The organism is Clostridium sp. Marseille-Q5894, assembly GCF_946902305.1.
GTDB lineage: Bacteria > Bacillota_I > Bacilli_A > Erysipelotrichales > Coprobacillaceae > Thomasclavelia.
The window spans coordinates 59,690-84,431 of record NZ_CAMPPT010000003.1 but is presented as its reverse complement, the minus strand read 5'-3'; the positions used below and the strand labels follow the sequence as shown (position 1 = coordinate 84,431).

Here is a 24,742-nt window from a genome sequence, read left to right as displayed (position 1 = left end):
CAGTATCTAAAAATAACAGAAAGGAGTAAATATGGAAAATAAAATTTCATCATTAAAAGTTTTAGTTCAATGTCAAGAAGCTGATTATAAAGGTAATTATCGAATTTCTTCTCTAATGTCTAAATTATCTGATTTGGCCACTATAAATGCATTTAAAATAGGAATTTGGAATGATGAATTGGCTGAAAATTATGGTTTTGTTTTAGCTAAAGAAACAATAATTTTAAAAAGACCAATTAAAATAAATGAATTAATTAATTTATATACAAGGGCTTCAGGATATAAAAAAATACAGTTTATGCGTAATTATTGGGTAGAAGATAAAAGTGGTGAAGAAATTGCAGCTGTGTATTCATTATGGACTTTGATTGATTTGAAAAAAAGAAGAATTACCAGGCCTGAAAAAGCTGGGATTATTATACCGCAGATTGTGCCATACAAATATAGTATAGACACTTTTCATAAAATTAAAGAAGAATTGGAATTATCATTTATAATGAAGCGGACTGTTTTATATAGTGATGTTGATGTAAACCAGCATTTAAATAACAGCAGATATATTGAATGGGCATTTGATGTTTTACCGTTTGAACTTTTTGAGAATAATTATTTTAAAAAAATAAGTGTTATTTTTAAAAAGGAAATGATGCCTGGAACTACAGCTAAGATATATCGTTATATTGATGATAGTTATATAAAAGTAGTTTTTAAAGCAGAAGATGATATAGAAACATATTTTGAATTAGGAGCAGAAATAAGTTGTTATCTATAAAATTGATTTTCATTATTTGAAAATCAATTTTCATCATTTGAAAACAATTTATAAAATAATGTGCTATTATAATCGTGTCCCAAATATCTATAATAGTATTCGTTTTCCCGTATAGAATACAGGTATTGAAAGTCTCTTGTCCCAAAGAGACTTTTCCCGTTTTATAGAGCTTTTGGTAAAGTTTTTTTAAAAAAATTAAATTTTAATAAGAAAAATCCCTGAAAATTCATCAGGGATTTTATTGATTTATAAGTTATCCAGTATATTTGCAATTTGGAGCTGGATTAGTTGTAGATGGTATAAAAGGATCTAAGACATTAAATGCTTGTCCTATAGTTAAAAAAAGGAGGTGAAGGCAACATAACACGATTAATTCAAGAGAGATTAAACGGTGTAGGGTTTAGCTTAACAGTAGACGGAATTTTTGGTACAAATATGTATAATGCAATAAAAGTATTCTAAAAGAACCTAAGATGTAATGAAATCAGTTTATGTCATAAAAGGAGCGCAGGATGCTAATGGAAAGCCTTTAGACCCTCGACAGGAGTATCTATTAAAAGAAAAACTAAAAACCCATAGTGTACTAAGTGTGGGTTATGTAACATTTGTAGTAAACAATAAATATATAAAGTTTAAGCCTAGATCATAACGACCTAGGCTTTTTTATTTTTAATATTCATACTTGTATGAATATATAGACTTAAGTCAGTTGAGCATACGAAGTATGCGAAATAAAAAACCACCTGCTATGCGGGTGGAGCGATAAAAAAGTTATACAAATATTCACCTTTCCGATATATATTAAAGTTGTTCAAGCTATCATATATGAAAGGAAAGGTGATAGAAGTATGGCTCAAAAAGCAAATTCATTGGCACATACAAAGTGGATGTGTAAATATCACATCGTCTTCACACCCAAGTATAGACGAAAAGTGATTTATAATCAACTAAGAAAAGATATAGGTGAAATTTTAAGGACGCTATGCAGATATAAAGGAGTGGAAATAATCGAAGGGCACTTAATGTCTGATCATGTACATATGTTAGTAATGATTCCACCAAAGGAAAGTGTATCAAAGTTCATGGGATATTTGAAAGGAAAATCAGCATTAATGATTTTCGATAGACATGCGAATTTAAAATATAAATATGGGAATAGACATTTCTGGGCAGAAGGATATTATGTGAGTACAGTAGGATTGAATGATGCAACAGTCGCAAAGTATATAAGGGAACAGGAACGACATGATATTGCGATGGACAAATTGAGTGTGAAGGAATACCAAAATCCATTCGAGGATAAGGAAATAGAGGAAGAAAAGAAAAAACAAGAAGTTAAGAAGAAAAAAGTAAAAAAATGAAAATAATCCCTTTGAGGGATAGCGAGAGTCAAAAGCAATAGCTTGAGCGAAGTGAAAGCAGCGCCTTGAGACGCGAGCAAGTAACAAAGGCTTATAGCCTCAGAGAAAACCACGTCTTTTAGGCGTGGTTTTTATTATATTAATTTACCTTCCCCACACGGTTCTAGAATTATTGTATGGAGAATAACTTTCATTATGTTTCATTATAGGACCCTGTCCCCATTTTGATTGTACTGTACATTTTTTACCGTTAGCAGCACTTGAATTAACCGAGATTACATTTGCCGAATGTTGTTTTCCGCTCCAATACATTTTTGCTCCACTTTTCACATTTGAATAATTAAGCTTCCAATAACTACCATCAGACATATATTTACTTGGATCATCCATCCAGTATCTATTACTTGTTGATGAAAGATACCATGCATAAGAATGACAGTTATATTTTTTACTTGCTGATGCTACTATTGTTGCTTGAGGGTATTCTTTTCTATAAGTTGCGTTTATTTGTTCTTTTTGTTGAGTAGTAAATTCGGCATCAGAAATAGTAATAACAACAACAGAAGAACCCCTGGGAGTTAAAACAGTCGCAAATCCGTTTCTATTATTTTTTCCAGAAACGGTAGCTCTTACTGTAAAAAAGGTGTTAACTGAGGTACCATACATTTCTTGGTTTTCTGATTTTTCTTTCATTTTATTTTCTGCTATTACAATTAATGCTTCGGCTTCGTCTTCCTTTAATAAGTTAAATACTTGTGGAACTGCTAAAACTGTTTCTTTTACAGTGAAATCTAACATAGTATTTTGGGAGTTAGAACGTTGTTCTTTATATTCTTCTTTATTTAAAACTGGTGTGTCTAAATATATTTTTGCTAAATTAACAGCAAAATCTTCTCTTTCTAATAATGCTTTTGCTGCATCAAAAGCAGATACAAAAGAATCAAAGCCTTGTGTATAGTCATTATAAGAAAGAACCTCAGTATCTAATAATGGATGATTGATAACTGAAAGTGTTAAAGCTTCCGTTGACATAGAGTCAACTATTTCAGATGGTATTTGACAAGCATCCATCATTTCATCTTTGGATTTAAAACTTTCCCACTCTTTTGTTCCTGGTAATATTGGGTATACATATGGTTCGTTTATAGTTGAAAATTTAGTTTTCTTTTTTGAGTTTACTCTATCGTTTATCAATTTAATAGCTTCTTCTAAAGTCATAACATTAGAATTGTCAGCATAAACTTGTTTTTCAGAAACTATGAAAAAGACTGTAAATAAAATCGATATACAGAGTAAATATGATATAATTTTTTTATTCATTTTTTCTCCATTCCGTGGCTCCCGCTTGCCACTTTTTATTATTTTATTATTTTGTAAAATAAATTATAATTATAAGAAAGGTACCTTCTATTATTAGAATACTAATATGAAGTACAAAAGTCAAGCAATACTGTATTTTATTTTAATAATCCCTAATATTCCGCAGTATTTGCCTCTGCTTCTTGTTTCTTTTTATCCTTTAGATTCATAAAATCATCTCATGATTATTTTGGTAGTGTAAAAAATCAGTATAACTGATACAAATTTACTACTTTTATTTGTTTCTATTCCAAACGATAAAATGATTATCGATTATATCTCTTTTATCATCTTTTTTCGTTTTATACTAAAAAAGACAAAACTTCCATGTTATACTTGTTTCACCATAAAACCAATAAAAAAGGAGTTTCATCACGGATAGTATAACAACGATTTTAAATAATATAAATATTTTTTCTAAATCTCTTTTTAAATTCTCTCAATTCTTTCAACCTTTACTTATTCCTAAGCATTTTCCCTCTGATATTGCTTATCTTTTAAACTCTGATGATTTTTTATTTCATCTTGATCAAGCTTCTTTCATCATATCTCTAAAATTCTTTATAAAGAAATTCCCTGTTAAAAAAACTAAAGATATTGATAAAACTATATCCTATTATATATATGTATAAATGTGACATATTTTTGGCATAAAAATTACGGTTTGTAAAGATTATTTTAAATTGCAGCATAACAAAAACGAAAGTTTTAAAGCAATTAAAAAGTAAACACATCACATAAAATTACTTCCTGTATAGAATTCAGATATTGAAAGTCTCTTGTCCCAAAGAGACTTTTCCCGTTTTATAGAGCTTTTGGCAAAGTTTTTTTAAAAAATTAAATTTTAATAAGAAAAATCCCTGAAAATTCATCAGGGATTTTATTGATTTATAAGTTATCCAGTATATTAAGAATTGCTTTCCTTTTGCTTGCAAACATGTGACCGTAAACTCGTTCTACCATTCCTTTAAAATGTCCTAACCTTTTTGCAATTGTAAAACTATCAATCCCATTATTTATGAGTAAACTAACATGGCTGTGTCTAAATCCATGTAAAGTTAATCTTGTTTTATATTTGGAATTACATATTTTTTTCATCTGATATAGCGTATTTGCTTATAAATAATAAAATTCATCCCATTATATAGGATGAATGATTATTAACATATGATTTTTTTATTTTTAAACAGTATCTTTTTTTAGCTTTGCAAATCCTACAAATGATAAGATCATTTGTACAATAACAAACATAAAATATGGAATAAATAAGACCATTGCGACTGCATATAAAATTGCACCAACAAGAGCAAATCCACGTTTCTTCATAAATAGACCTAATCCATTAAATATTGTTGCTAAAACTGTACAGATCATGTGAGGTGTAACTAATGCAGTAGCAATAGCTCACCAGCTTGTTCAGTACCTTCTGAGCCACCAATTGCACCACCAAAATATGCTATTACATATATTGAATAGATTACCCCTAGTACAAATGAAACCAAAAGGCATTTGTTTAAATTCTTCATAAAATTATTTCTCCCTTCTTTTTTATATAAACACTATGAAGTGTGTTTACCATAATATATCTCTATCAGAATTGATAATAAAGATATCTTTCTTTTTCAGAATAGCATCTATAGTATTTTATGTCAATGTTATTTTATAATGTTTTGTAAAAGAATCTAAACAGTACAAAGGCAATAAAAGTAATATCATATTTTAATTAAGTGTAATGAAGTAGTAAAAACTTTTAACAAAACATTAGATTTTAATAAAAAATCTCTAGGGAATACAAATATAGAGTATCTAAATCATTAAATATAAATTGTTTTAGAATGATAAAATACAGAAAATATAAAATATAATGATAATTATTTATTATCATATTAGTAACTAAATCAAATAGAATTATGTATAATATGATAATGAAAGAGGGTGGCATGATGATTTTAGATTATCCAAAAGTATATATAGAAGATAAATTGGTAGGGCATGGTGGCAATCAAGACTGGTTTTTAGATTCCTGGGCAAGAAAGGCTGGATGTGCCAGTGTCAGTGCTACAGATATTTTTCTTTATTATACGAAGAAAGATCATACATTTAATAAAGATATGTATCTTGATCATATGAATGAGATGTTTAAATTAATGGAGCCCCAAAAAAGAGGTTTTCCGTATGTATATTTATATGCGCGTAGATTAAGTAAATTATTAGATAATTGTAAATATTATATATTGAGAAAACCAAATGTTGAAATCGCAATGAAGGTAGTAAAGGAAAGTATAGATAGTGCAAATCCGTTAGGATTATTGATTTTAACGCATCGAAGACGTCAGATTCGTGATGATTTGTGGCATTGGGTAACGATTGTCGGTTACGAGGAAACTGGAGAAGGACTTGATATTGTCTTTCTTGATTGTGGGGAAATAAAAAGAATTCCAGCTAGAATAGTGTTTGAAAAAAATTGTTTTAATGTTGTTAAAATGGTGAGATTTTGGTATGCACAATAATTTTATAGAAAAATATTGTTTTAAAAGAAAAGATGATATAAATTATTGATCAATAATTTACATCATCTTTATTAATTATAAATAAAATTTTTATGTACTATAGATTGTAATTTTAATATCAATTGTAATATCAAGTTTATTTAGGGTGTCTAAAATATTACGGCGCTCTTTTTTGATATGATAATAGTGTGGGGTCATTTTAAGGAGATTTAAAGCATCTTCACGATTATCGATTTTTACTTGATGAATTAAATCATAGCTTTCAACTTTTTTAAAATCTAAACGAATATATTTATCACTTTTGACTTTTATTTCATCATATATTAAATGTTTGATTTCAATTAAATGATTAGGATTTGCAGTAACATGAATTATATATCCACCAGGTTTTAAAGCTCTTTTTAACTCATTTTGATTAACGACTGTAAATAATGCAGTAATAAAATCTAAAGAATGATCAACAATCGGTAAATTTTTACTATTGCCTACTAACCAGTATATATCTTTAGTATATTTAGTTGCCATATTAATAGCTTCTTTAGAAATATCTAGACCATAGATATTATCATCATTAAAAATTTTCTTTAAACCGGCAGTATAATATCCTTCACCACAACCTAAATCTAAAATATTTAATTTACTATCATTACGATATTTTTTTATACAATCAATAACATTATTTAAAATAATATCATAATATCCTTTAGTTAGATATGCTTTTCTAGCTATAAGACTCTCTTTACTATCACCAGGGTTGTTCGTAGCTTTATCGGGATTTAATAACAAATTCAAATATTTATTTTTAGCGATATCGTAACAATGACCAGAATCACATTTATAAGAGTTTCCAATTTGAACAATTGGTTTATGACATTTTGGACATGCTAATTTATGCATAATTTCACCTCGATGTCATTATACCATAAATATAAACTATGGTATAATAATATCTTGAAGGAGAGAGATATTAATGAGTTGGTTTGTATTAATGGAAATGACTTTAGTAGGTGTTATGACAATTTATTTAGCTTATCATGTACGGAATATTTTTACTAGAGTTAAATATCGAAATGTTATTACAGCTGCTATTATCATAGGTTTTATTGTTTTGAGTTTATATGATTTAATATATTTTGGTTTTTTGGTCAATGCTTGTATTTGTTTAGTTATTTTTGATATTATTAGGTTTATTTTATATATAACTAAATTTAATCAATATATTAAATTTAGTTATCGTTATGGAATTATTATTGTTTTAGTAACAAGCTTGATCTTAAGTTTTTATGGTATGTATAATGCTAAAAATACGATCATTACAACATATGATATCGAGATAAATAAAAACTTTAATGATAAAACTTTAATGATTGTTTCCGATATTCATTTAGGTACTATTGTTTCTAAAACTGATTTAACTAAAATTTCTAATCATGCAAATGCAATTGATCCTGAAGGTATTATTTTGTTAGGAGATATCTTTGATGAAAATACAACTTCAGATGAAGTAACATATGCAATGAAAATATTTAAATCTCTGGCAGCAAAATATCCAGTTTATTTTATTGAGGGTAATCATGAAATTGGTTTTAAGGGCAGAACACCTTTAAAAGAGTTTGATATAGTAAATAGATTGCAAGAAAGCGGAGTTATTGTTTTATTAGATGAAGCAGTAAGTTTAGATGATATTTATTTGATTGGTAGAAAAGATTATGTAGTAAAAAATAGAAAAGAGTTAGAAGAAATAACTAATAATTTAGATGATAACAAACCATTGATATTATTAGATCATCAACCAAGAGATTATAAGCATAATGCAGAATTAGGAATTGATTTACAATTATCTGGTCATACACATGCAGGTCAGATTTTTCCTTTAAATTATTTTTATGAACTAATTAAAGTAAATGAGATGAATTATGGAATAAAAAAAGATGGTAATTTTTGTGCTGTCGTAACATCTGGTATGGGTGGCTGGGGATATAATATGCGAACTGCTAACCATAGTGAGATAGTTGTTGTTAATTTAAAAAGCAGGAGATAATTATAATGGAAGTAAAGATAGATGTAGCAAAATGTGAAGATGCCAAAAGACTGTTAGAAATATATGCACCATATGTATTAAATACCGCAATAACTTTTGAATATGATGTACCTAGTATTGCGGAATTTAAACAGCGGATAAACAATACTTTAAATAAATATCCATATTTAGTTGCTAAAGTAAATGATAAGATCGTAGGATATGCTTATACATCAGAATTAAAAAAACGAGCAGCATATGATTGGGCGGTAGAAACTTCGATTTATATAGATAATAATTATCGGAATTTAGGGATAGGTAGAATTCTATATCATGAACTAGAAAAAATATCTAAAAGACAAAATATTTTGAATATGAATGCTTGTATTGCGATTCCTGATGAAGGTAGTGTAGCATTTCATCAGCGGTTAGGATATTGTCAAATAGCCCATTTTCATCAGTGTGGGTATAAATTGGATAAATGGTACGATATGATTTGGATGGAAAAAATGCTGGGCGAGCATAAAGCAAAGCCTTTAAAATTTATTCCTTTTTCAAAACTGGAATATTATTTTGATTAGCTGTATAATGTTTTAGGAGGCGTATAAAATGGGTTTGTTTAATAGAAAGAAAAAAGTTGATTTAGATGAAGTATTTAAAGAAAAATATAAAGAGATTAATCAGATCGTTACAAACGGACAAAATGAACTTGATTTAGAAATTCAAATCTCATTATTTACATTGGCTTATGAAAAATATAATGATTTATTAAAGTTGATTGATCAGGGTGTAGATTATGATCGTAAGCATTTTGAAGCATTACAACTTGATTTAAAAAAACAAATTGATCTATTGAAAGGTTTAGAGAATGAAAATTAAAGCATATCATAAAGATTTTGATTATACATATACATTAGGAGTATTTGAAACAATTGAGTTATTACAAAATAAACCAGATTTAGTATTAAGGGTGTATATAAAAAGTAATTCATCGAAAAATAAAGGAATTGCGATAATTAATGAATTATGTAAGAAAAATAAAATTGATTTAATTGAAAGTGATAATACGATAAATAAACTTTCTAAAAAAGAAAACTGTTTTGCAGTTGCAATTATAAAAAAATACACATTAAGTTTAGATGATACTAATCATGTGGTTTTAGTAAATCCTAGTGATATGGGAAACATGGGAACGATCATTCGAACGATGCTAGGTTTTAATTATGTTAATTTAGCGATCATTCGACCTGGTGTAGATGTATTTGATCCCCGAGTTATCCGAGCGTCGATGGGAGCAATATTTAACATTAATTTTGAATATTTTGATAGTTTTGATGAATATATAGAAAAATATCCGCAACACAACATATATCCATTAATGTTAAAAGGGGCTAAAAATATTCATTTAATTGAACCTGATCAGCAAAGTCATTCATTAGTGTTTGGGAATGAAAGCAGTGGTTTACCAGATGAATTTCTTGATTATGGTCAAAGTATCTTTATTCCCCATAGTGAAAAAATTGATTCTTTAAATTTATCGATGGCTTTAGGAATTACGTTATGTCATTTTTCTAAAGATATATTTAAATCTAAGGAAGTTTTAAGATAAATTAGGCTTAAAGATAATTAATAAAATAAAGTAATTGCTTACATTGGATAAAAATGAATAAAATAGGTAAAAATCTAAGTGTTACTATAGAAATTTTTTTTAAATAATAGTATTATATAGGAGTAAAAAGAAAAGGAGAAATATTATGGGATTAGTATCAGCAACAGAAATGTTAAATAAAGCAAAAGAAGGACATTATGCAGTTGGTCAATTTAACATTAATAATTTAGAATGGACAAAATCTATTCTTTTAACTGCAGAAGAATTGAAAGCACCAGTAATCTTAGGTGTATCAGAAGGTGCTGCAAAATATATGACAGGATTTAAAACTGTTTCAGCAATGGTAGCAGCAATGGTTGATTCTTTAGGGATTACTGTACCTGTAGCTTTACACTTAGATCATGGTAGCTATGATGGAGCTAAAGCTGCATTAGAAGCAGGATTCTCTTCAATTATGTTTGATGGGTCTCATTATTCTATTGATGAAAACATTGAAAAAACAAAAGAAATGGTTGAGTTATGCCATGCTAAAGGTGTCTCTGTTGAAGCAGAAGTAGGATCTATCGGTGGAGAAGAAGATGGTGTAATTGGTAAAGGTGAAGTTGCCGATCCAAAAGAATGTAAAATGATCGCTGACTTAGGAGTTGATTTCTTAGCAGCAGGAATTGGAAATATTCATGGTAAATATCCTGAAAACTGGGCTGGATTAGATTTTGATGCATTAGATGCAATTCAACAAGAAACTGGAAAATTACCTTTAGTATTACATGGTGGAACTGGAATTCCTGAAGAAATGATTAAAAAAGCAATTAATTTAGGTGTTTCTAAAATCAATGTAAATACTGAATGTCAATTATATTTCCAAGAAGCAACAAGAAAATATATCGAAGCAGGAAAAGATTTAGAAGGTAAAGGATTTGACCCTCGTAAATTATTAGCACCAGGGGCTGAAGCTATCAAAGAATGTGTTAAAGAAAAAATGGAAATCTTTGGATGCATTGGTAAAGCTTAATTTATACTAAAATTTATTTAAAGAATCCCGCTTAGAGGGATTCTTTTATTATCTGGTAAAAAATGTTTGAAATTTTTATTTTTTGTAAAAATAAAAATATACGAAAATTGTCAAAAAATTCTAATCGTTCAAAAATACAAATTTTGGTTGTTTTTAACAATAAATTAATATATAGTAGTTACGTAGATTAAATTATAAGGAGGACTAAAATGAGTGAAGTAATTGCTATTGAAGGTGGACATAAATTGAATGGAACAGTAGTGGTGAGTGGGGCAAAAAATGCTACAGTAGCCCTAATTCCAGCAATAGTCTTAGCAGATAGTCCTGTAACTGTATATGGAGTACCAAATATTTCTGATGTTGATGCATTAGGGGTATTATTAAGAGAATTGAACTGTAAAGTTGAAAAAAATGAAGATGTATTAGTAGTAGATCCTACTAATTTAGAAAATAGACCATTAGTTAGCGAGGCAGTAGATAAATTAAGAGCATCATATTATTTGATGGGAGCATTATTAGGGAAATGTAATAAAGTTACGATGAAAATGCCAGGAGGTTGTTTTTTAGGACCGCGTCCAATTGATTTGCATATCAAAGGCTTTGAAGCATTAGGAGCAACCGTTGCATATAGCAGCGATGGAACATATACAATAGAAGCCAAAGAGCTGATAGGGAATAAAATATACTTAGACTTTGCATCAGTAGGAGCAACGATAAATATTTTACTTGCAGCTGTAAAAGCAAAAGGTAAAACAACGATTGAAAATGCTGCCAAAGAACCAGAAATAATCGATGTAGTGAATCTGTTGACGAAAATGGGAGCAAAGATAAGAGGAGCCGGTACAGATACCATAATAATCGAAGGTGTAGAGAAATTAAGTGGATGTAATCATGAAATAATACCAGATCGAATTGAAGCCGGGACATTTTTAGTAATAGCAGCAGCAGCTGGAGAAAAAGTAATCGTACAAAACGTAATACCGCAGCACTTAGAAGCAGTGACATCAAAGCTAAAAGAAATAGGAGTCAAAATGGATATCGTAGGAGATAGTATAATAGTGCATGGCGGGAAAGAGAATCTAAGAGCGGTAGATATCCGGACGCAGGTATATCCTGGATTTGCCACAGATTTACAGCAGCCATTAACCGCATTATTGACGCAGTGTCAGGGGGTATCTCAGGTAGTAGAGACAATATATCCAGAACGTTTTGGGCATTGTTATCAATTGAATGCGATGGGAGCAAAGATAGATCAGGAAGAAGCGATGTGTTATGTAAACGGACCAACTCCATTGCATGGAGCAAGGGTATATGCGACAGATCTAAGATGCGGTGCCGCATTGATAGTTGCAGCATTAATGGCAGATGGAGTTACCGAGATTGGAAATGTATATCATATTGATAGAGGATATGAAAACATTGATCATAAACTAATTTCTTTAGGGGCAGTTATTACAAGACGTCATGTGGAAGATTAAAAAAGGATAATTTATAAAAATGTTTTTATAAATTTTAAGATTTGGTCAATATTTTGTAAATATACTTGAAATAATGATTTATTAATGTTATTATACACTAGAAACTTACTTTGTAGCAGTAAGGCTATAAGGCGGAAGGAGATATAAATTTATGAAAAAAGGAATTCATCCAAATTACAAAAAAGTAAAAGTCGTTTGTACTTCATGTGGAAACGAATTTGAAAGTGGATCAGTTTTAGATGAAGTACGTGTAGATACTTGTTCAAACTGTCATCCATTCTATACTGGTAAACAAAGATTTGCTAGTGCTGATGGACGTGTTGATAAATTTAATAAAAAATACGGGTTTAAATAATTTATTACAAATGAGGGGCAGTTGTCCCTTTTTTGTTTTTATAAAAATTATTTATGTTATAATAAATTACAAAGAAAGGATGAGTTAATGGAATTTCATATTTTAGCTAGTGGTTCTAAAGGTAACAGTACATTTATATATGATGATGGTATTGGAATTTTAATAGATTGTGGAATTACTAGAAAACAATTATTATTTAAACTAAGTAAACTTGGTTTTCAAGAAGAAAATATTAATTATGTTCTTTTGACCCATGATCATTATGATCATAATAAAAATATTAGTATTTTTGATCAAAGTATTTGTTTTTGTGGCAAAGGGTGTATTAAAGGAATTGATAAAAGTCATGAAATAAATCCTTATAAAGTATTTAAGTTAGCACATTATGAAATCATGCCGTTAAGTATCTCCCATGATGCCACTAGCCCATTGGCATTTGTGATAAAAGGGAAGACGGAAAGTATTTTATATATGACGGATACAGGATATGTATCACAGAAAAATCGACAGTATTTAAAAAATTTAAATTATTATATTATCGAAAGTAACCATGATGTTGAAATGTTGATGGCAACTAATCGACCATATTTTTTAAAAAGAAGGATTCAAGGGGATACTGGACATTTAGATAATATATATAGTGCTAGATTGATGGCAGAAATAATTGGTGATAAAACTAAAGAAATAGTTTTAGCTCATTTAAGTGAAGAAGCTAATAGTGAAGAAAAAGCGTTAGAAACATATAAAAATATATTTGATGAAAATAATATAAAATTTGATAATATTAAGGTAGCTAGTCAAGTTAATGTTGTTAGTGGAGGAAATTATGAAGATTAAAATTATTTGTGTGGGTAAGTTAAAAGAAAAATATTTAAATGCCGGTGTTGAAGAATATTTAAAAAGGCTACAAGGGTATTGCAAGGTTGAAGTTTATGAAGTTGCTGATGAAAGCATTCCTGATAATTGTTCTTTAGCTAATGAAATAATCATAAAATCTAAAGAGGGACGAAAGATTCTTGATAAAATTAAACAGGATGATTATGTTATTCTATTAGATGTAGCGGGAAAAGAACTTGATTCTATAGAAATGGCTAAACAGATAGAAGATTGTATGTTATCTGGTAAAAGCACAATTGATTTTGTGATTGGTGGTTCTTTAGGTCATGGACAAGAGTTGATTGATCGAGCTAATTTAAGGTTGAGTTTTTCTAAGATGACATTTCCACATCAGTTAATGCGATTGATTTTGGTTGAACAAATTTATCGCAGTTTTAAGATTATTAAAAATGAAACTTATCATAAATAAAAAGTTTTTAGTTTAGATTAATGATAATATTTCAATTATAACAGATGAAAATCATGATATAAAAATACGGTAAGGATAATAACTCTTACCGTATTTTTCACTAATTTATATATGAACATTTTTTAAACTGTTACGATAGAACAACATTGATAATACGATAGATACAGACCAGCCTATCGGCCATGCGATCCAAATACCCGTTGTACCAAAATAGCTAGAGAGAATTTTTGCAAAAACAACTCGTAAAATTAAATCTGTAAAAGTTGCAATCATAAATTTATTCATCATTTCAGCACCACGTAAAATACCATCAGATACAAGTTTTGCAGCAATAACAAAATAAAATGGAGCAACAATACGTAAAAAAGTAATCCCAACAGCTATTGTTGTAGTTGTTGCTTTATCAATGAAAATATAAATGAGATATTTACCAGCAAAAAAGTAAAGAAGAACAAAAGGAATATCTAAAAGCCATACTAGTTTGAGTCCAGCTTTAAAACCACTATGGACTCTTTCTAGTTTTTGGGCTCCGATATTTTGGGCAGTATAATTAGAAATGCCATTGGCTAATGTTGTCAAAGATGTAATGACTAGATTATTTAACTTAATAGCAGCAGAATATCCAGCAATGACACTAGAGCCGAAAGTATTGATAATTCCCTGAATAAGAATATTTCCAACTGAAATAAAACTTTGTTGTAAAATACTGGGGATTGCAACAATAGCAATTTTTTTGAAAATTGACTTAGAAAAAAGAGGAACTTTTTCAGTTACTTTAATTTTAGTGAGACGCTTTAATACAAAAATCAGCGCTAAGATGCAGCTTACTCCCTGGCATAAAAATGTGGCCCATGCGACGCCATCAACACCTCTTGAAAAAGTTTCTGAAAATAAAGTAACAAATATGATATCCATAGCAATATTTGTTAGTGAAGAAATCATTAAGAAGATAAATGGTGTTCGACTATCACCCAATGCCGAAAAGATACCCGTTGCAACATTATAATAGAATACAAAAGGTAACCCCCATATATAAATGTCTAAATAGAGTTTTGAATCAGCGATAATATTAGCTGGAGTATTGATAAGATGCAAAAGATCAGTACAAAAAACAAGGCCAAGCAGCATTAATAAGGCACAGACAACACCACTTGAAATTAGTGTTGTATAAACAGCAGTTTTTAAATTGGCATAGTTTTTTGCCCCAAAAAACTGTGCAACTATTACAGAACAACCAATATTACAGCCAAATGCAAAAGCAATAAAAATTAATGTAATTTCATAGCCATTACCAACAGCAGCTAAAGCTTCTTCACCGATAAATTTTCCAGCGACGAAACTATCAGCGATATTATATAATTGTTGAAAAATAATGCTGCCAAATAATGGTAAACAAAATTTCCATAAAACAGTAGATGGTTTTCCCACAGTCAAGTCTTTATTCATTGTTTCAGCCCCCTTTGATGTTATTTAAGAAAGTCATTGTTATATGATGACGATCATATTATAATATTTATATTGAAATATTAAAAATGTATATTTATTATTGTGATTATATTAAATTTATATATTAAAGAGGGATAGAATATGAATATAAACTATGAATATTACCGTGTTTTTTATTATGTTGTAAAGTATCAGAATTTTACCCAAGCTGCGATTGCTTTGATGAATAATCAGCCTAATATAACTAGAATAATCAAAAATTTAGAAAAAGAATTAGGCTGTACATTATTTATTCGTTCAAATCGTGGTGTTAAGTTGACCCAGGAAGGAGAAAAATTATATTCACATATTCGAATTGCTGTAGAACAGATCGAGTTGGGTGAAGAATTATTATCGATGGATAAAACATTACAGAGTGGTATTATTTCAATTGGGACAAGTGAGGTTGCTTTACGATGTTTTCTTTTACCTGTACTTAATCAATTTCATCAGTTATATCCTGGAGTTCGTTTACGTATTTTAAATCAACCGACACCACAGCCAATTACTGCTTTAAAAAATGGCTTGGTAGATATTGCTGTTGTAACGACACCAACAGGAGATACAAAAACATTAAAAGTTCATCATCTTAAAGACTATTGTGAGGTTGCGATTGGAGGTAAAGCATTCGATGAATTAACTAAGAAAAATATTTCTTTACATGAACTGAGTCAACATTCGATTATTTCACTTGGTAAGCGAACAAAAACATATGATTTTTATTGCGAATGGTTTGCAAGAAATAATTTACCATTTACACCAGATATTGAAGTTGCAACCGCTGACCAGATTTTACCATTAGTAAAAAATAATTTAGGAATAGGATTTATACCAGAAGAGTTGTTAAAGGATGAAGAAGATGATATCTTTCGTTTGAAATTACAAGAGGAAATACCGCTTCGCTCTGTCTGTTATATTAAGCGTAAGGATCAGTCATTAAGTTTAGCTGCTAAGGAGCTTGAACGGATGATTATTGAGTATACCAAATAATAGAATATAAGATTAAAGTTATTAAGATGAGTATAAGTTTTTTTAAGAATGACTTTATTTAAAGTGATAAAAAATCATGATATAATAAGACTGCTAATAAATAGTGATTTTTGGATGAATAATCTAGATATTGTAAAGGAACAATATGATAATGTTATTGGTGATTTGTTTGGAAATAAAAGTTTTGATATGGTATATGTTGGAAAAAGTATTTATAAATAGGTTGTAGTTTGTTAAAATAACGATTATAATGATGGAATACTATGAGGAGGATGAAGATGGAGGTAGCATTAATTATAGCAATGTTTGTTTGTACTGCATTAGCTCTTAATTTTATGGTTAATGGTCGACATAAATTATCAGGAACTTTTGAGATCATAAATCTATGTTTAATTGTAGCGACAGCGTATCAGTTTAAGCTGGTTGATTCGATTATCATGGTGCTAGTTATACTTGCAGTACTTATTATTGCAGGTTTGATTTTTAATAAAAAGAGAAAAGATAAAAAAATGGCAAATGAAGTTATTGAAGCCAGAATAGTTGATAAAGGAGAAAAGTAATGGAGACAGTAAAAATTGTTATTGAAATGGAAGACGGAGGAGTAATGAAAGGAGAACTTTATCCTGAAATTGCACCAATTACGGTAGAAAATTTTTTGAATTTAATTGATCAGGATTTTTTTGCAGGTTTGATTTTTCATCGTGTTATTCCTGGTTTTATGATTCAAGGTGGAGGTTATGATAAAGATTTTAATCATCATGAAGCAAAGAGTATTAAAGGTGAATTTAGTAGTAATGGGATAAAAAATGATTTATTACATACGCGAGGAATATTATCAATGGCACGGACAATGATACCAGATTCTGCTTCTTCACAGTTTTTTATCATGCATGAAGACGCGCCACATTTAGATGGTCAATATGCAGCGTTTGGAAAAATTACAGAAGGTTTAGAAGTTGTTGATAAAATTGCTAATGCACCAAGAAATATGCAAGATTGTCCTAATACACCAATCGTAATCAAGACAATTAGAAGAGGGTAGAAAAATGAGAATGTTCATTTTGAAAAATTGTCCTCATTGTAGAAGAGCTATAAATTGGATCAAGGAATTGAAAGATAAAAATCCTGAGTATCGTAAGATTGAAATTGAATTAGTTGATGAGCAGCTTGATAGTCAACTAGCTGATCAATATGACTATTATTATGTTCCTGCTTTATATGATGGAAAGGTTAAGTTACATGAGGGGGTTGCATCAAAAACAGGAATAAAAAGTATTTTTGACCAATATTTAAAAAAATAGCAGCTAAAGCGCCAAGATAAAAGTTTTTCTAAGGCGCTTTTATAATTAAGAGTGCAAAGTCATGTTTTTAATAAACTTGTTGATTTTTTATAGTATTTTGTGATAAAAGTAATATAATATGAGGGTGGGGATGATACAGTGAAAAAATATGATATAAAAAAAGAATATCCACAGTTATATCGGGCAATGACTAAAAAAATAAGTAGTTTAGTAGTGCCGAAGTTAAAGTATATAGCGATAGATGGTATTGGGAATCCAACCGTTCCTGAATTTAGAAATAAATCAAAACTCTTGTTTTTAATAAATAAGTCTTTAAAAGAATATTATCAAAAACAAGAGATTAGTTTTAGTGGGGCTAAATTAGAGGGAATTTGGGATACTTATGACAACAGTCATTTTGATGTAACAAGAAAGAAGATGATCAAATATACTTTAATGATGTTACAGCCGCCAATATTGACGGAAGAAATATTAGAAGAAATTAAAATGGAGCTTTTATTGAAAACTGGCGATTATTTTACATTAGATGTTTATTTGAAAGAATTTGAAGAAGGTGAGTGTATTCAAATGCTGCATATAGGTCCTTATAACACGGAAATAAATTCAACTAAACAAATTATGGAATATATTACAGTTGCTAATTTAAAATTAAGCGGCTTACATCATGAAATATATTTAAATAAACCTGAGCGTGTAGCTCCAGAAAATTTGAAAACGATAGTACGATATCCAGTAGAGGAGGACTTGGTTTAAAATGAAAATAATGTTTATATCCGATATACATGGTTCTTATATATATGCAAAAAAAGCATTAGAAATGTATGAATTAGAAAAGGCTGATAAATTAGTGATCTTAGGTGATATTTTATATCATGGACCACGAAATGATCTGCCAGATGGATATGCGCCTAAAAAAGTAATTAAACTATTAAATGACTATAAAAATAAAATTATTGCAGTAAGGGGAAATTGTGATGCTGAAGTTGATCAGATGGTTCTAGAATTTCCGATTAGAGCTGATTATGCGACTATAGATGTTGATAATCATCACTTTTTTTTAACTCATGGACATTTATTTGATGAAAACAATCTTCCTAATTTAAATGCTGGAGATATTTTTGTTTATGGACATATCCATAAACAAGTGGCTAAATATCAAAATGGAATATATATAATTAATCCATCATCGATTTCTTTACCTAAAGAAGGTAATAATAGTTATGGAATTTATGAAAGTAATGAGTTTTTAATAAAGGAATTTAGTGGTCAAGTTGTTAAGGCTATTAAATTTGATTAAAATAGATGAAGAAGACTGCTAAATTTAGTAGTCTTTTATCATAAAAAGTATATACAAATTTAACAAAGATATGATATTTTTAAAAGAGGATAGGAGGGGAAATATGGCTAAATATATAGATATCGCTAATGATATAAGAGATAAGATAAAAAATCAAAAATATGTATATGGGCAAAAACTGCCATATGAATATTCTTTATGTGTAGATTATCATTGTAATAAAGAAACAATGAAAAAAGCATTAGATATTTTAGTCAAAGAAGGACTTATAGTTCGGAGACGGGGAGCAGGAACATTTGTCAAAGATTATAATCCTTCGATGGAAAGCCCTAATTTGACTAATAATAAAATAGGACTGACACAGAGATTCAAAGGAATAAAGGAAATAGATAGTGATATAATTGTATTTGAAGTAATTCCTTGTGATGAAGAAATTTCTAAAAAGCTGCAGATTGAAGAAGGGACATTTGTCTATCATATAATTAGACGACGAAATCTTGATAAAAAGCCTTATTCTATAGAAATTATTTATATGCCTATATCAATTATACCTAATTTAAAAATAGAACATTTAAAAGGATCGATCTACCAATATATTGAAAAAACTTTAAAATTAAAAATTCAAAGTGTCCATAAAACTGTGAGTGGTCATATATCGTCACAATTAGAGCAAGATTATTTGGCTCTAAAATCTACAGAACCATATTTTCAAATTGAACAAATTGCTTATTTGAGCAGTGGTACTATTTTTGAATATTCATTATCACGATTCCATTATCGAGATTTTGAGCTTAAAACAGTTACAGTAGCTATGTAATATGAAATGATTAGAGATAAATAATTCTTTTAAGTTATAAAGTAATTTTTGAAGCACGAATTATGTAGATTTGTGCTTTTTTATAGTTGAGTAGGATATTGAGTTTTGATAAAAAATGCTAAAAGATGTTTGACCTCTTATTATATAATAATCAAAAAAGGGAAAAATGAATTATAAGCTTAGAATAATATAATATCAGTATTTTTTAAGAAAAAGTATGGTATTTATAGCAAGGGAAAAGATTGACATTAATATATATAAATTTTATACTAATATTGTCAATAAGTATTTAAAGGGAGGAAAAAATATGGATAGAATGGCAGATATTCTTGGTCGCGTCGGTACCTGGTGTGGACAAAATAAGTATTTATCTGCGATCAAAAATGCATTTCAATCATTTATGCCTTTAATAATTGCCGGTGCAGTTGGGGTATTATGGTCAAATGTCTTAGTAAATACGGATAGCGGATTAGGAGCTATTTGGAAACCAATAATGGTACTTGAATTTTTAAATCCGGCATTTGATGCAATTAATTTTGCGGCAATTTCTTGTATTACCGTTGGCATTACATTTGGAATTGCTCAAGAAATTGGCAGTCGTAACTTAGGACAAGAGAAAGCTGGATATTTCCCCGGTATGTTAGGTGTTGCTGCCTGGTTATCGATAACACAGACAAATTATAATTATGCTCTAGTAGATACTGCTAAAAAAACATTAGAATTAACAAAGAAAGGAGAATTACAGTTATTCACAGGTATTTCTGAAGATGCCTTAGGGGCTTCAGGATTGTTTACAGGAATGATAGTAGGAATTGTTTCTATTGAATTATTTTGCTGGTTAGTAAAAAAAGATTCATTAAAAATTAGAATGCCAGAAACAGTACCAATAGGGATAGCGCGGGTATTTGAAGATTTAGTTCCCGCGATCATTACGATCGTTATCATTGCGCTATGTGGTCTTACATGTAATATTATTAGTGAAAATTTAACGGGAAATGTATTGTATTTGAATGATATAATAAAGACTTCTATTCAAGGACCATTATCTAGTATAGGAGCTTCTTTACCAGGAATAATTGTGATTTATTTAATAATTATGTTATTTTGGTTAGTAGGAATCCATGGTAATAATATGCTATCTGCTGTTAAAGAATCACTATTTACTCCCCTAGCGTTGCAAAATATGGAAAATTATAAAGCTCATAAAACAGTAGAAAATATTTCTACGATGCAGTGGTTACAAATGACAGGAGAGTTTGGTGGTTCGGGAGTCACGATTGGCTTAGTTGTTGCAATTTTGATTTTTTCTACGCGAGAGGATAATTATGCAGTTGCAACATTATCGATCGTTCCTAGCTTATTTAATATTAATGAAACAGTCATATTTGGGATTCCGATGGTATTAAATCCTATTTTGGGAATACCGTTTGTTTTAGCTCCGATTATTACAATTACAATTGGTTATGTTTTAACTTTGATAAACTTCTGTCCAAAAGTTGTACTGATTGCCCCCTGGACGACCCCGCCGATTATTTTTGGTTTTATAGCTACAGGAGCTAATCCAATGGGAGCTGTAACCCAAGGAATTTTATTGGTAGTCTCTGTTTTAGTTTATACACCTTTCTTTATTATATATGAAAGAATGCAAAATAAACAAGTTACCGGTGTGGCCCAATAATTCGTCGATTTTTATTAATTATATATTAGGGTACTTAAAAATATTTAAGTACCCTAAATTGTAATTTTGGTTAAAAATAAAAAAATGATGATATAGGCCTTTACATACTTGTAAGAATATAGATTAAAGCTGGGATTTGCAATTGTTATAATTTAAATGTTTGGTTATAATGATAACAAGAATGCGAGGAAACTATGGAAGAAGAAAGAATATATCATGAAAAGGTGTTTGATAAGAAGGTTAGTACAGCTTTAATTTATTTCACAGTTTTTTATGTTATTTATGGTCTACTTATGCTATATCATCAAAATTTTCAAGCTTTTGCTGTTATTGTTTTAGCGGGAGCAATTATTTTTGGATATATATATTTTATGCGCCCTTATAAATATGTGATTAAACGAAGAACTTTAAAAATATGCAAGAGGATCGGAAGGGATAAAGAAATTAATATTATGAATTGTGAAACGGTATGTGATCCGATTCCTAAAATGACAAAAATTATTATCGATCCTAAAGCGCTTGAACTTTATTTAGAAGGTGGTAAAAGAATAGTTATATATCCTAAAGATATAATGGGTATTTGTGAAGCGTTAATAAAAGTTAACAAGCGAATGCATTGTCAGGTGAAATTGTATAATGAACATCATAAGGTTGAGAAAAAACGCAGACGTGAAACTAAAAAATTATCGAAATAATAATTTAATAACAAAATGATAAAAAAATATCATTTTAATTATTGACACCTAAAAAAAGTAACTGTATAATAACGGCATATAAACATATATATATTGTATGGTTATGTGTTGTTAATAAACTAACAAGGGGGAACTTAGAATGGAAATGAATAAGTTATTAGAAGATTATGGATGCTTAGCATTTAGTGATGATGTGATGAAAGAACGAATTCCTAAATCTATATACAAAGCATTCCATGCATCTTTGGATAAAGGTGAAGAATTATCTAAAGAATGCGCTACAGTAATTGCTAATGCAATGAAAATATGGGCTTTAGAAAATGGTGCTACTCACTTTACACATTGGTTTATGCCAATGACAGGATTAACTGCTGAAAAGCATGATGCCTTTATTGAACCAGATGGATCAAAAGCAGTATTAGAATTCAGTGGTAAAACATTAAGAAAGGGAGAACCTGATGCATCTTCTTTCCCTTCAGGGGGATTACGTGCTACTTTTGAAGCTAGAGGTTATACAGCATGGGATTGTACATCACCAGCATTTGTAAAAGATGGAACTTTGTATATTCCAACTTTATTCTGTTCTTATACTGGAGAAGCTTTGGATAAGAAAACACCGTTATTAAGATCATGTGATGCTTTATCACAAGCAGCTTGTAAATTATTACCTTTACTAGGTGTTGAGGGGGTTACAAAGGTAACTGCTTCAGTTGGTGCAGAACAAGAATATTTCTTAGTATTAGATGAATACTATCAACAAAGAATAGATTTAAAATTAACAGGTCGTACTTTATTTGGCGCTATGGCACCTAAAGGACAAGAGCTTGAAGATCATTATTTTGGAAGCATTAAACGTAAAGTTTCAGCTTTCATGAAAGATTTAGATCATGAATTATGGAGATATGGAATACCATCAAAAACTAAACATAACGAAGTTGCCCCTGCCCAACACGAGGTAGCTTGTGTATATTCTAAAGTAAATATAACATCTGATAATAATCATTTATTAATGCAAATTATGCAGGATATTGCTAAAAAACATGGGTTACGCTGCTTATTGCACGAAAAACCATTTGCTGGAGTAAATGGTTCTGGTAAACATGATAACTGGTCTGTTATTACTAATACAGGAATCAATTTATTTAATCCAGGTGCCAACCCAATTGAAAACAAACCATTTATAGCAACTCTTGCTTGTACAATTAAAGCTGTGGATGAATATGCTGATTTATTACGTATGAGTATTGCTAGTGCTGGAAATGATCATCGTTTAGGAGCAAATGAAGCACCACCAGCTATTATTTCAATGTTCTTAGGAGCTGAATTAGAAGCTTTAGTTGAAGAAATTTGTGAAGGAAAGAAAATTAATAAAACAGATGCAACACGATTTGCAACTGGGGTATCAGTAGTTCCTACTTTCTCAAAAGATAATACGGATCGTAACCGTACTTCTCCATTTGCTTTTACTGGAAATAAATTTGAATTCCGTGCAGTTGGATCAAGTCAATCTATAGCAGGTCCTAATACTATTTTGAATGCTATTTTAGCGGATGCAATGGAAAAAATGGCAGCTGAAATAGAAGCAGGTAAATCATTTGATGATGTAGTTAAAGAATTTATTACAGAACATAAACGAATTATCTTTAATGGTGATGGTTATTCAGCAGAATGGGAAAAAGAAGCTGAAAAACGTGGTCTTCCTAACAATAAAAATACTGTTGATGCTTTAAAATGCTTAAAAGATGAAAAGAATATCGAAATGTTGGATCGTTTAGGAGTATATAATAAGGTTGAATTAGCTTCTCGTTATGAAATTTTATTAGATAATTATATTAAAACAATCCAAGTAGAAGGGTTAACAGCATTAAAAATGGCAAAAACACAAATTTATCCAGCTGTTTGTGACTATTTAGCAAAACTTTCTTCTGAAGTTGTTACTGCTAAAGAAGCAGGTTTAGATGTTGAATTCTTAGTTGATGATGTTAATAAATTAGCATCTCAAACTAAAGTGATGAAAGAACAAATGACAACATTAGAAAATAATATTGCAGCTGCACAAAAATCAGAGGAAGATATTTTTACTCAGGCGGTTGCTTGGCGTGATGATGTATTTGGAACAATGCAGTTATTAAGAGAAACAGTTGATGCCATCGAAGAATCAGTCGATGCTCAGTACTGGCCAATTCCTACTTATGTAGATTTATTATTTGGAATTTAAAGTATATAAATAAGGTTATGAATTAAATGTTCATAACCTTTATTTGTGTTTTATATAAAATGTTGTAAATCAGAATATGACTTTTCTTCAAATTTTTTAAGAGTTTCCATTAACATCAAAATATCATCTTGGGCATTTTTAAAATCTGCAAGATTTCTAATAGCGTTGATGATTCCCATGGTACTGCCAATCATCATCATTTCAGCAATATGACTAGTCGATTTATCTGTTAGTGTCTGAATATTGATTGTTAAATAAGTACGGATTTTTTCAAATGAGCTGAGACCTTTTTCATCATATCCATGACTATGTAACTTTTCTTTAGCATCTTTATGAATTTTAAGATAACCTTCATATTTTTCTTTTAAATAATTTTTAAAATCTTTATCTTCAACGATTTTTTCCAGCTGATCAATAGTTTCTACTCCCATTTGGGAGTTTTGATAAATAAAATCTAATAATTTAACGTTATCGTTCAT

Annotated in this window: 30 protein-coding genes; 23 read left to right on the top strand and 7 right to left on the bottom strand. The window is 29.5% G+C overall.

Annotated features, from left to right (window positions below; all coding sequences use genetic code 11):
- The first annotated feature begins 31 nt into the window (after nucleotides 1-31).
- The 3 genes from OC535_RS06145 to tnpA all read left to right on the top strand — a co-directional run bounded on the left by OC535_RS06145 (nucleotide 32) and on the right by tnpA (nucleotide 2,133).
- On the top strand, nucleotides 32-772 hold the full coding sequence (locus tag OC535_RS06145) for an acyl-[acyl-carrier-protein] thioesterase (RefSeq protein WP_227053342.1): 741 nt from the start codon (nucleotides 32-34) through the stop codon (nucleotides 770-772).
- A gap of 360 nt (nucleotides 773-1,132) precedes the next feature.
- On the top strand, nucleotides 1,133-1,234 hold the full coding sequence (locus tag OC535_RS06140; protein ID WP_081721162.1) for a peptidoglycan-binding domain-containing protein: 102 nt from the start codon (nucleotides 1,133-1,135) through the stop codon (nucleotides 1,232-1,234).
- A gap of 386 nt (nucleotides 1,235-1,620) precedes the next feature.
- Nucleotides 1,621-2,133: an IS200/IS605 family transposase gene (gene tnpA / locus OC535_RS06135; RefSeq protein ID WP_024722880.1), complete on the top strand. Its 513-nt coding sequence runs from the start codon at nucleotides 1,621-1,623 to the stop codon at nucleotides 2,131-2,133.
- Between the two features lie 144 nt (nucleotides 2,134-2,277).
- Here tnpA and OC535_RS06130 read toward each other — a convergent pair whose 3' ends face one another.
- The 4 genes from OC535_RS06130 to OC535_RS06115 form a co-directional block, all read right to left on the bottom strand.
- Complete coding sequence (locus OC535_RS06130; protein WP_024722152.1) at nucleotides 2,278-3,453, bottom strand: hypothetical protein; 1,176 nt, start codon at nucleotides 3,451-3,453, stop codon at nucleotides 2,278-2,280.
- 927 nt (nucleotides 3,454-4,380) lie between these two features.
- The gene (locus OC535_RS06125; RefSeq protein WP_498823411.1) at nucleotides 4,381-4,590 is read right to left on the bottom strand and encodes a tyrosine-type recombinase/integrase; all 210 of its coding nucleotides are present in this window, start codon (nucleotides 4,588-4,590) and stop codon (nucleotides 4,381-4,383) included.
- An 84-nt stretch (nucleotides 4,591-4,674) separates the two neighbouring features.
- Nucleotides 4,675-4,818, bottom strand: coding sequence for a hypothetical protein (locus OC535_RS06120; protein ID WP_498823410.1), 144 nt, complete (start codon nucleotides 4,816-4,818; stop codon nucleotides 4,675-4,677).
- 59 nt (nucleotides 4,819-4,877) lie between these two features.
- The gene (locus OC535_RS06115; protein WP_498823409.1) at nucleotides 4,878-5,018 is read right to left on the bottom strand and encodes a hypothetical protein; all 141 of its coding nucleotides are present in this window, start codon (nucleotides 5,016-5,018) and stop codon (nucleotides 4,878-4,880) included.
- 414 nt (nucleotides 5,019-5,432) lie between these two features.
- On the opposite strand from OC535_RS06115, the gene OC535_RS06110 reads away from it, so the two are divergent.
- Nucleotides 5,433-6,002 carry a hypothetical protein gene (locus OC535_RS06110; RefSeq protein WP_498823408.1) on the top strand — a complete coding sequence of 190 codons (570 nt, stop codon included), beginning with the start codon at nucleotides 5,433-5,435 and terminating at the stop codon, nucleotides 6,000-6,002.
- A gap of 90 nt (nucleotides 6,003-6,092) precedes the next feature.
- Here the strand turns inward: OC535_RS06110 and OC535_RS06105 are convergent, their stop codons facing one another.
- Complete coding sequence (locus OC535_RS06105) at nucleotides 6,093-6,899, bottom strand: methyltransferase domain-containing protein (RefSeq protein ID WP_498823407.1); 807 nt, start codon at nucleotides 6,897-6,899, stop codon at nucleotides 6,093-6,095.
- Between the two features lie 73 nt (nucleotides 6,900-6,972).
- Here OC535_RS06105 and OC535_RS06100 point away from each other — a divergent pair, with 73 nt between their 5' ends.
- From OC535_RS06100 to rlmH, 9 genes are all read left to right on the top strand, one after another.
- Nucleotides 6,973-8,043, top strand: coding sequence for a metallophosphoesterase (locus OC535_RS06100; protein ID WP_227053767.1), 1,071 nt, complete (start codon nucleotides 6,973-6,975; stop codon nucleotides 8,041-8,043).
- A 5-nt stretch (nucleotides 8,044-8,048) separates the two neighbouring features.
- Entirely contained in the window at nucleotides 8,049-8,603 is a 555-nt protein-coding gene (locus OC535_RS06095) for a GNAT family N-acetyltransferase (protein ID WP_227053768.1), read from the top strand.
- Nucleotides 8,604-8,631: 28 nt separating this feature from the next.
- Nucleotides 8,632-8,901 (top strand): hypothetical protein, encoded by a 270-nt coding sequence (locus tag OC535_RS06090; protein ID WP_024722148.1) that lies wholly within the window; start codon nucleotides 8,632-8,634, stop codon nucleotides 8,899-8,901.
- Entirely contained in the window at nucleotides 8,891-9,631 is a 741-nt protein-coding gene (locus tag OC535_RS06085) for a TrmH family RNA methyltransferase (protein WP_024722147.1), read from the top strand. Before OC535_RS06090 ends, OC535_RS06085 begins: the two co-directional genes overlap by 11 nt.
- A 145-nt stretch (nucleotides 9,632-9,776) precedes the next feature.
- Nucleotides 9,777-10,643 (top strand): class II fructose-1,6-bisphosphate aldolase, encoded by an 867-nt coding sequence (gene fba / locus OC535_RS06080; RefSeq protein WP_024722146.1) that lies wholly within the window; start codon nucleotides 9,777-9,779, stop codon nucleotides 10,641-10,643.
- A 209-nt stretch (nucleotides 10,644-10,852) separates the two neighbouring features.
- A complete protein-coding gene (gene murA, locus OC535_RS06075; protein ID WP_024722145.1) occupies nucleotides 10,853-12,121 on the top strand; it encodes a UDP-N-acetylglucosamine 1-carboxyvinyltransferase in 1,269 nt (422 codons plus the stop codon).
- A 151-nt stretch (nucleotides 12,122-12,272) separates the two neighbouring features.
- Nucleotides 12,273-12,476: a 50S ribosomal protein L31 gene (rpmE, locus tag OC535_RS06070; protein ID WP_024722144.1), complete on the top strand. Its 204-nt coding sequence runs from the start codon at nucleotides 12,273-12,275 to the stop codon at nucleotides 12,474-12,476.
- Nucleotides 12,477-12,563: 87 nt separating this feature from the next.
- Nucleotides 12,564-13,313, top strand: a complete 750-nt coding sequence (locus OC535_RS06065; protein WP_024722143.1) for an MBL fold metallo-hydrolase — start codon at nucleotides 12,564-12,566, stop codon at nucleotides 13,311-13,313.
- On the top strand, nucleotides 13,303-13,782 hold the full coding sequence (gene rlmH / locus OC535_RS06060) for a 23S rRNA (pseudouridine(1915)-N(3))-methyltransferase RlmH (RefSeq protein WP_024722142.1): 480 nt from the start codon (nucleotides 13,303-13,305) through the stop codon (nucleotides 13,780-13,782). The genes OC535_RS06065 and rlmH overlap by 11 nt, the downstream gene beginning before the upstream one ends.
- Before the next feature lie 105 nt (nucleotides 13,783-13,887).
- On the opposite strand, the gene OC535_RS06055 is transcribed toward rlmH, so the two are convergent.
- On the bottom strand, nucleotides 13,888-15,228 hold the full coding sequence (locus OC535_RS06055; RefSeq protein WP_227053524.1) for an MATE family efflux transporter: 1,341 nt from the start codon (nucleotides 15,226-15,228) through the stop codon (nucleotides 13,888-13,890).
- Nucleotides 15,229-15,369: 141 nt separating this feature from the next.
- Between OC535_RS06055 and OC535_RS06050 the strand changes: the two genes are divergently transcribed.
- The 10 genes from OC535_RS06050 (at nucleotide 15,370) to OC535_RS06005 (ending at nucleotide 24,263) form a co-directional block, all read left to right on the top strand.
- Nucleotides 15,370-16,257 carry a LysR family transcriptional regulator gene (locus OC535_RS06050; protein ID WP_227053525.1) on the top strand — a complete coding sequence of 296 codons (888 nt, stop codon included), beginning with the start codon at nucleotides 15,370-15,372 and terminating at the stop codon, nucleotides 16,255-16,257.
- A gap of 278 nt (nucleotides 16,258-16,535) precedes the next feature.
- Nucleotides 16,536-16,817, top strand: a complete 282-nt coding sequence (locus OC535_RS06045) for a hypothetical protein (RefSeq protein ID WP_024722140.1) — start codon at nucleotides 16,536-16,538, stop codon at nucleotides 16,815-16,817.
- Nucleotides 16,817-17,299 (top strand): peptidylprolyl isomerase, encoded by a 483-nt coding sequence (locus tag OC535_RS06040; RefSeq protein ID WP_024722139.1) that lies wholly within the window; start codon nucleotides 16,817-16,819, stop codon nucleotides 17,297-17,299. Before OC535_RS06045 ends, OC535_RS06040 begins: the two co-directional genes overlap by 1 nt.
- A gap of 4 nt (nucleotides 17,300-17,303) precedes the next feature.
- Nucleotides 17,304-17,558: a thioredoxin domain-containing protein gene (locus tag OC535_RS06035; RefSeq protein ID WP_227053526.1), complete on the top strand. Its 255-nt coding sequence runs from the start codon at nucleotides 17,304-17,306 to the stop codon at nucleotides 17,556-17,558.
- A 138-nt stretch (nucleotides 17,559-17,696) separates the two neighbouring features.
- Nucleotides 17,697-18,311: a GyrI-like domain-containing protein gene (locus OC535_RS06030; protein WP_024722137.1), complete on the top strand. Its 615-nt coding sequence runs from the start codon at nucleotides 17,697-17,699 to the stop codon at nucleotides 18,309-18,311.
- A 1-nt stretch (nucleotide 18,312) separates the two neighbouring features.
- The gene (gene yfcE / locus OC535_RS06025) at nucleotides 18,313-18,855 is read left to right on the top strand and encodes a phosphodiesterase (RefSeq protein WP_227053527.1); all 543 of its coding nucleotides are present in this window, start codon (nucleotides 18,313-18,315) and stop codon (nucleotides 18,853-18,855) included.
- Nucleotides 18,856-18,958: 103 nt separating this feature from the next.
- Nucleotides 18,959-19,672 (top strand): GntR family transcriptional regulator, encoded by a 714-nt coding sequence (locus OC535_RS06020; protein WP_024722136.1) that lies wholly within the window; start codon nucleotides 18,959-18,961, stop codon nucleotides 19,670-19,672.
- 307 nt (nucleotides 19,673-19,979) lie between these two features.
- Nucleotides 19,980-21,350 carry a PTS sugar transporter subunit IIC gene (locus tag OC535_RS06015; RefSeq protein ID WP_227053528.1) on the top strand — a complete coding sequence of 457 codons (1,371 nt, stop codon included), beginning with the start codon at nucleotides 19,980-19,982 and terminating at the stop codon, nucleotides 21,348-21,350.
- 194 nt (nucleotides 21,351-21,544) lie between these two features.
- Nucleotides 21,545-22,045 carry a UbiA prenyltransferase family protein gene (locus OC535_RS06010; protein ID WP_024722134.1) on the top strand — a complete coding sequence of 167 codons (501 nt, stop codon included), beginning with the start codon at nucleotides 21,545-21,547 and terminating at the stop codon, nucleotides 22,043-22,045.
- A gap of 145 nt (nucleotides 22,046-22,190) precedes the next feature.
- Nucleotides 22,191-24,263: a glutamine synthetase III family protein gene (locus OC535_RS06005; RefSeq protein WP_498823486.1), complete on the top strand. Its 2,073-nt coding sequence runs from the start codon at nucleotides 22,191-22,193 to the stop codon at nucleotides 24,261-24,263.
- A gap of 50 nt (nucleotides 24,264-24,313) precedes the next feature.
- Here OC535_RS06005 and OC535_RS06000 read toward each other — a convergent pair whose 3' ends face one another.
- Nucleotides 24,314-24,742 (bottom strand): hypothetical protein, encoded by a 429-nt coding sequence (locus OC535_RS06000; protein ID WP_227053529.1) that lies wholly within the window; start codon nucleotides 24,740-24,742, stop codon nucleotides 24,314-24,316.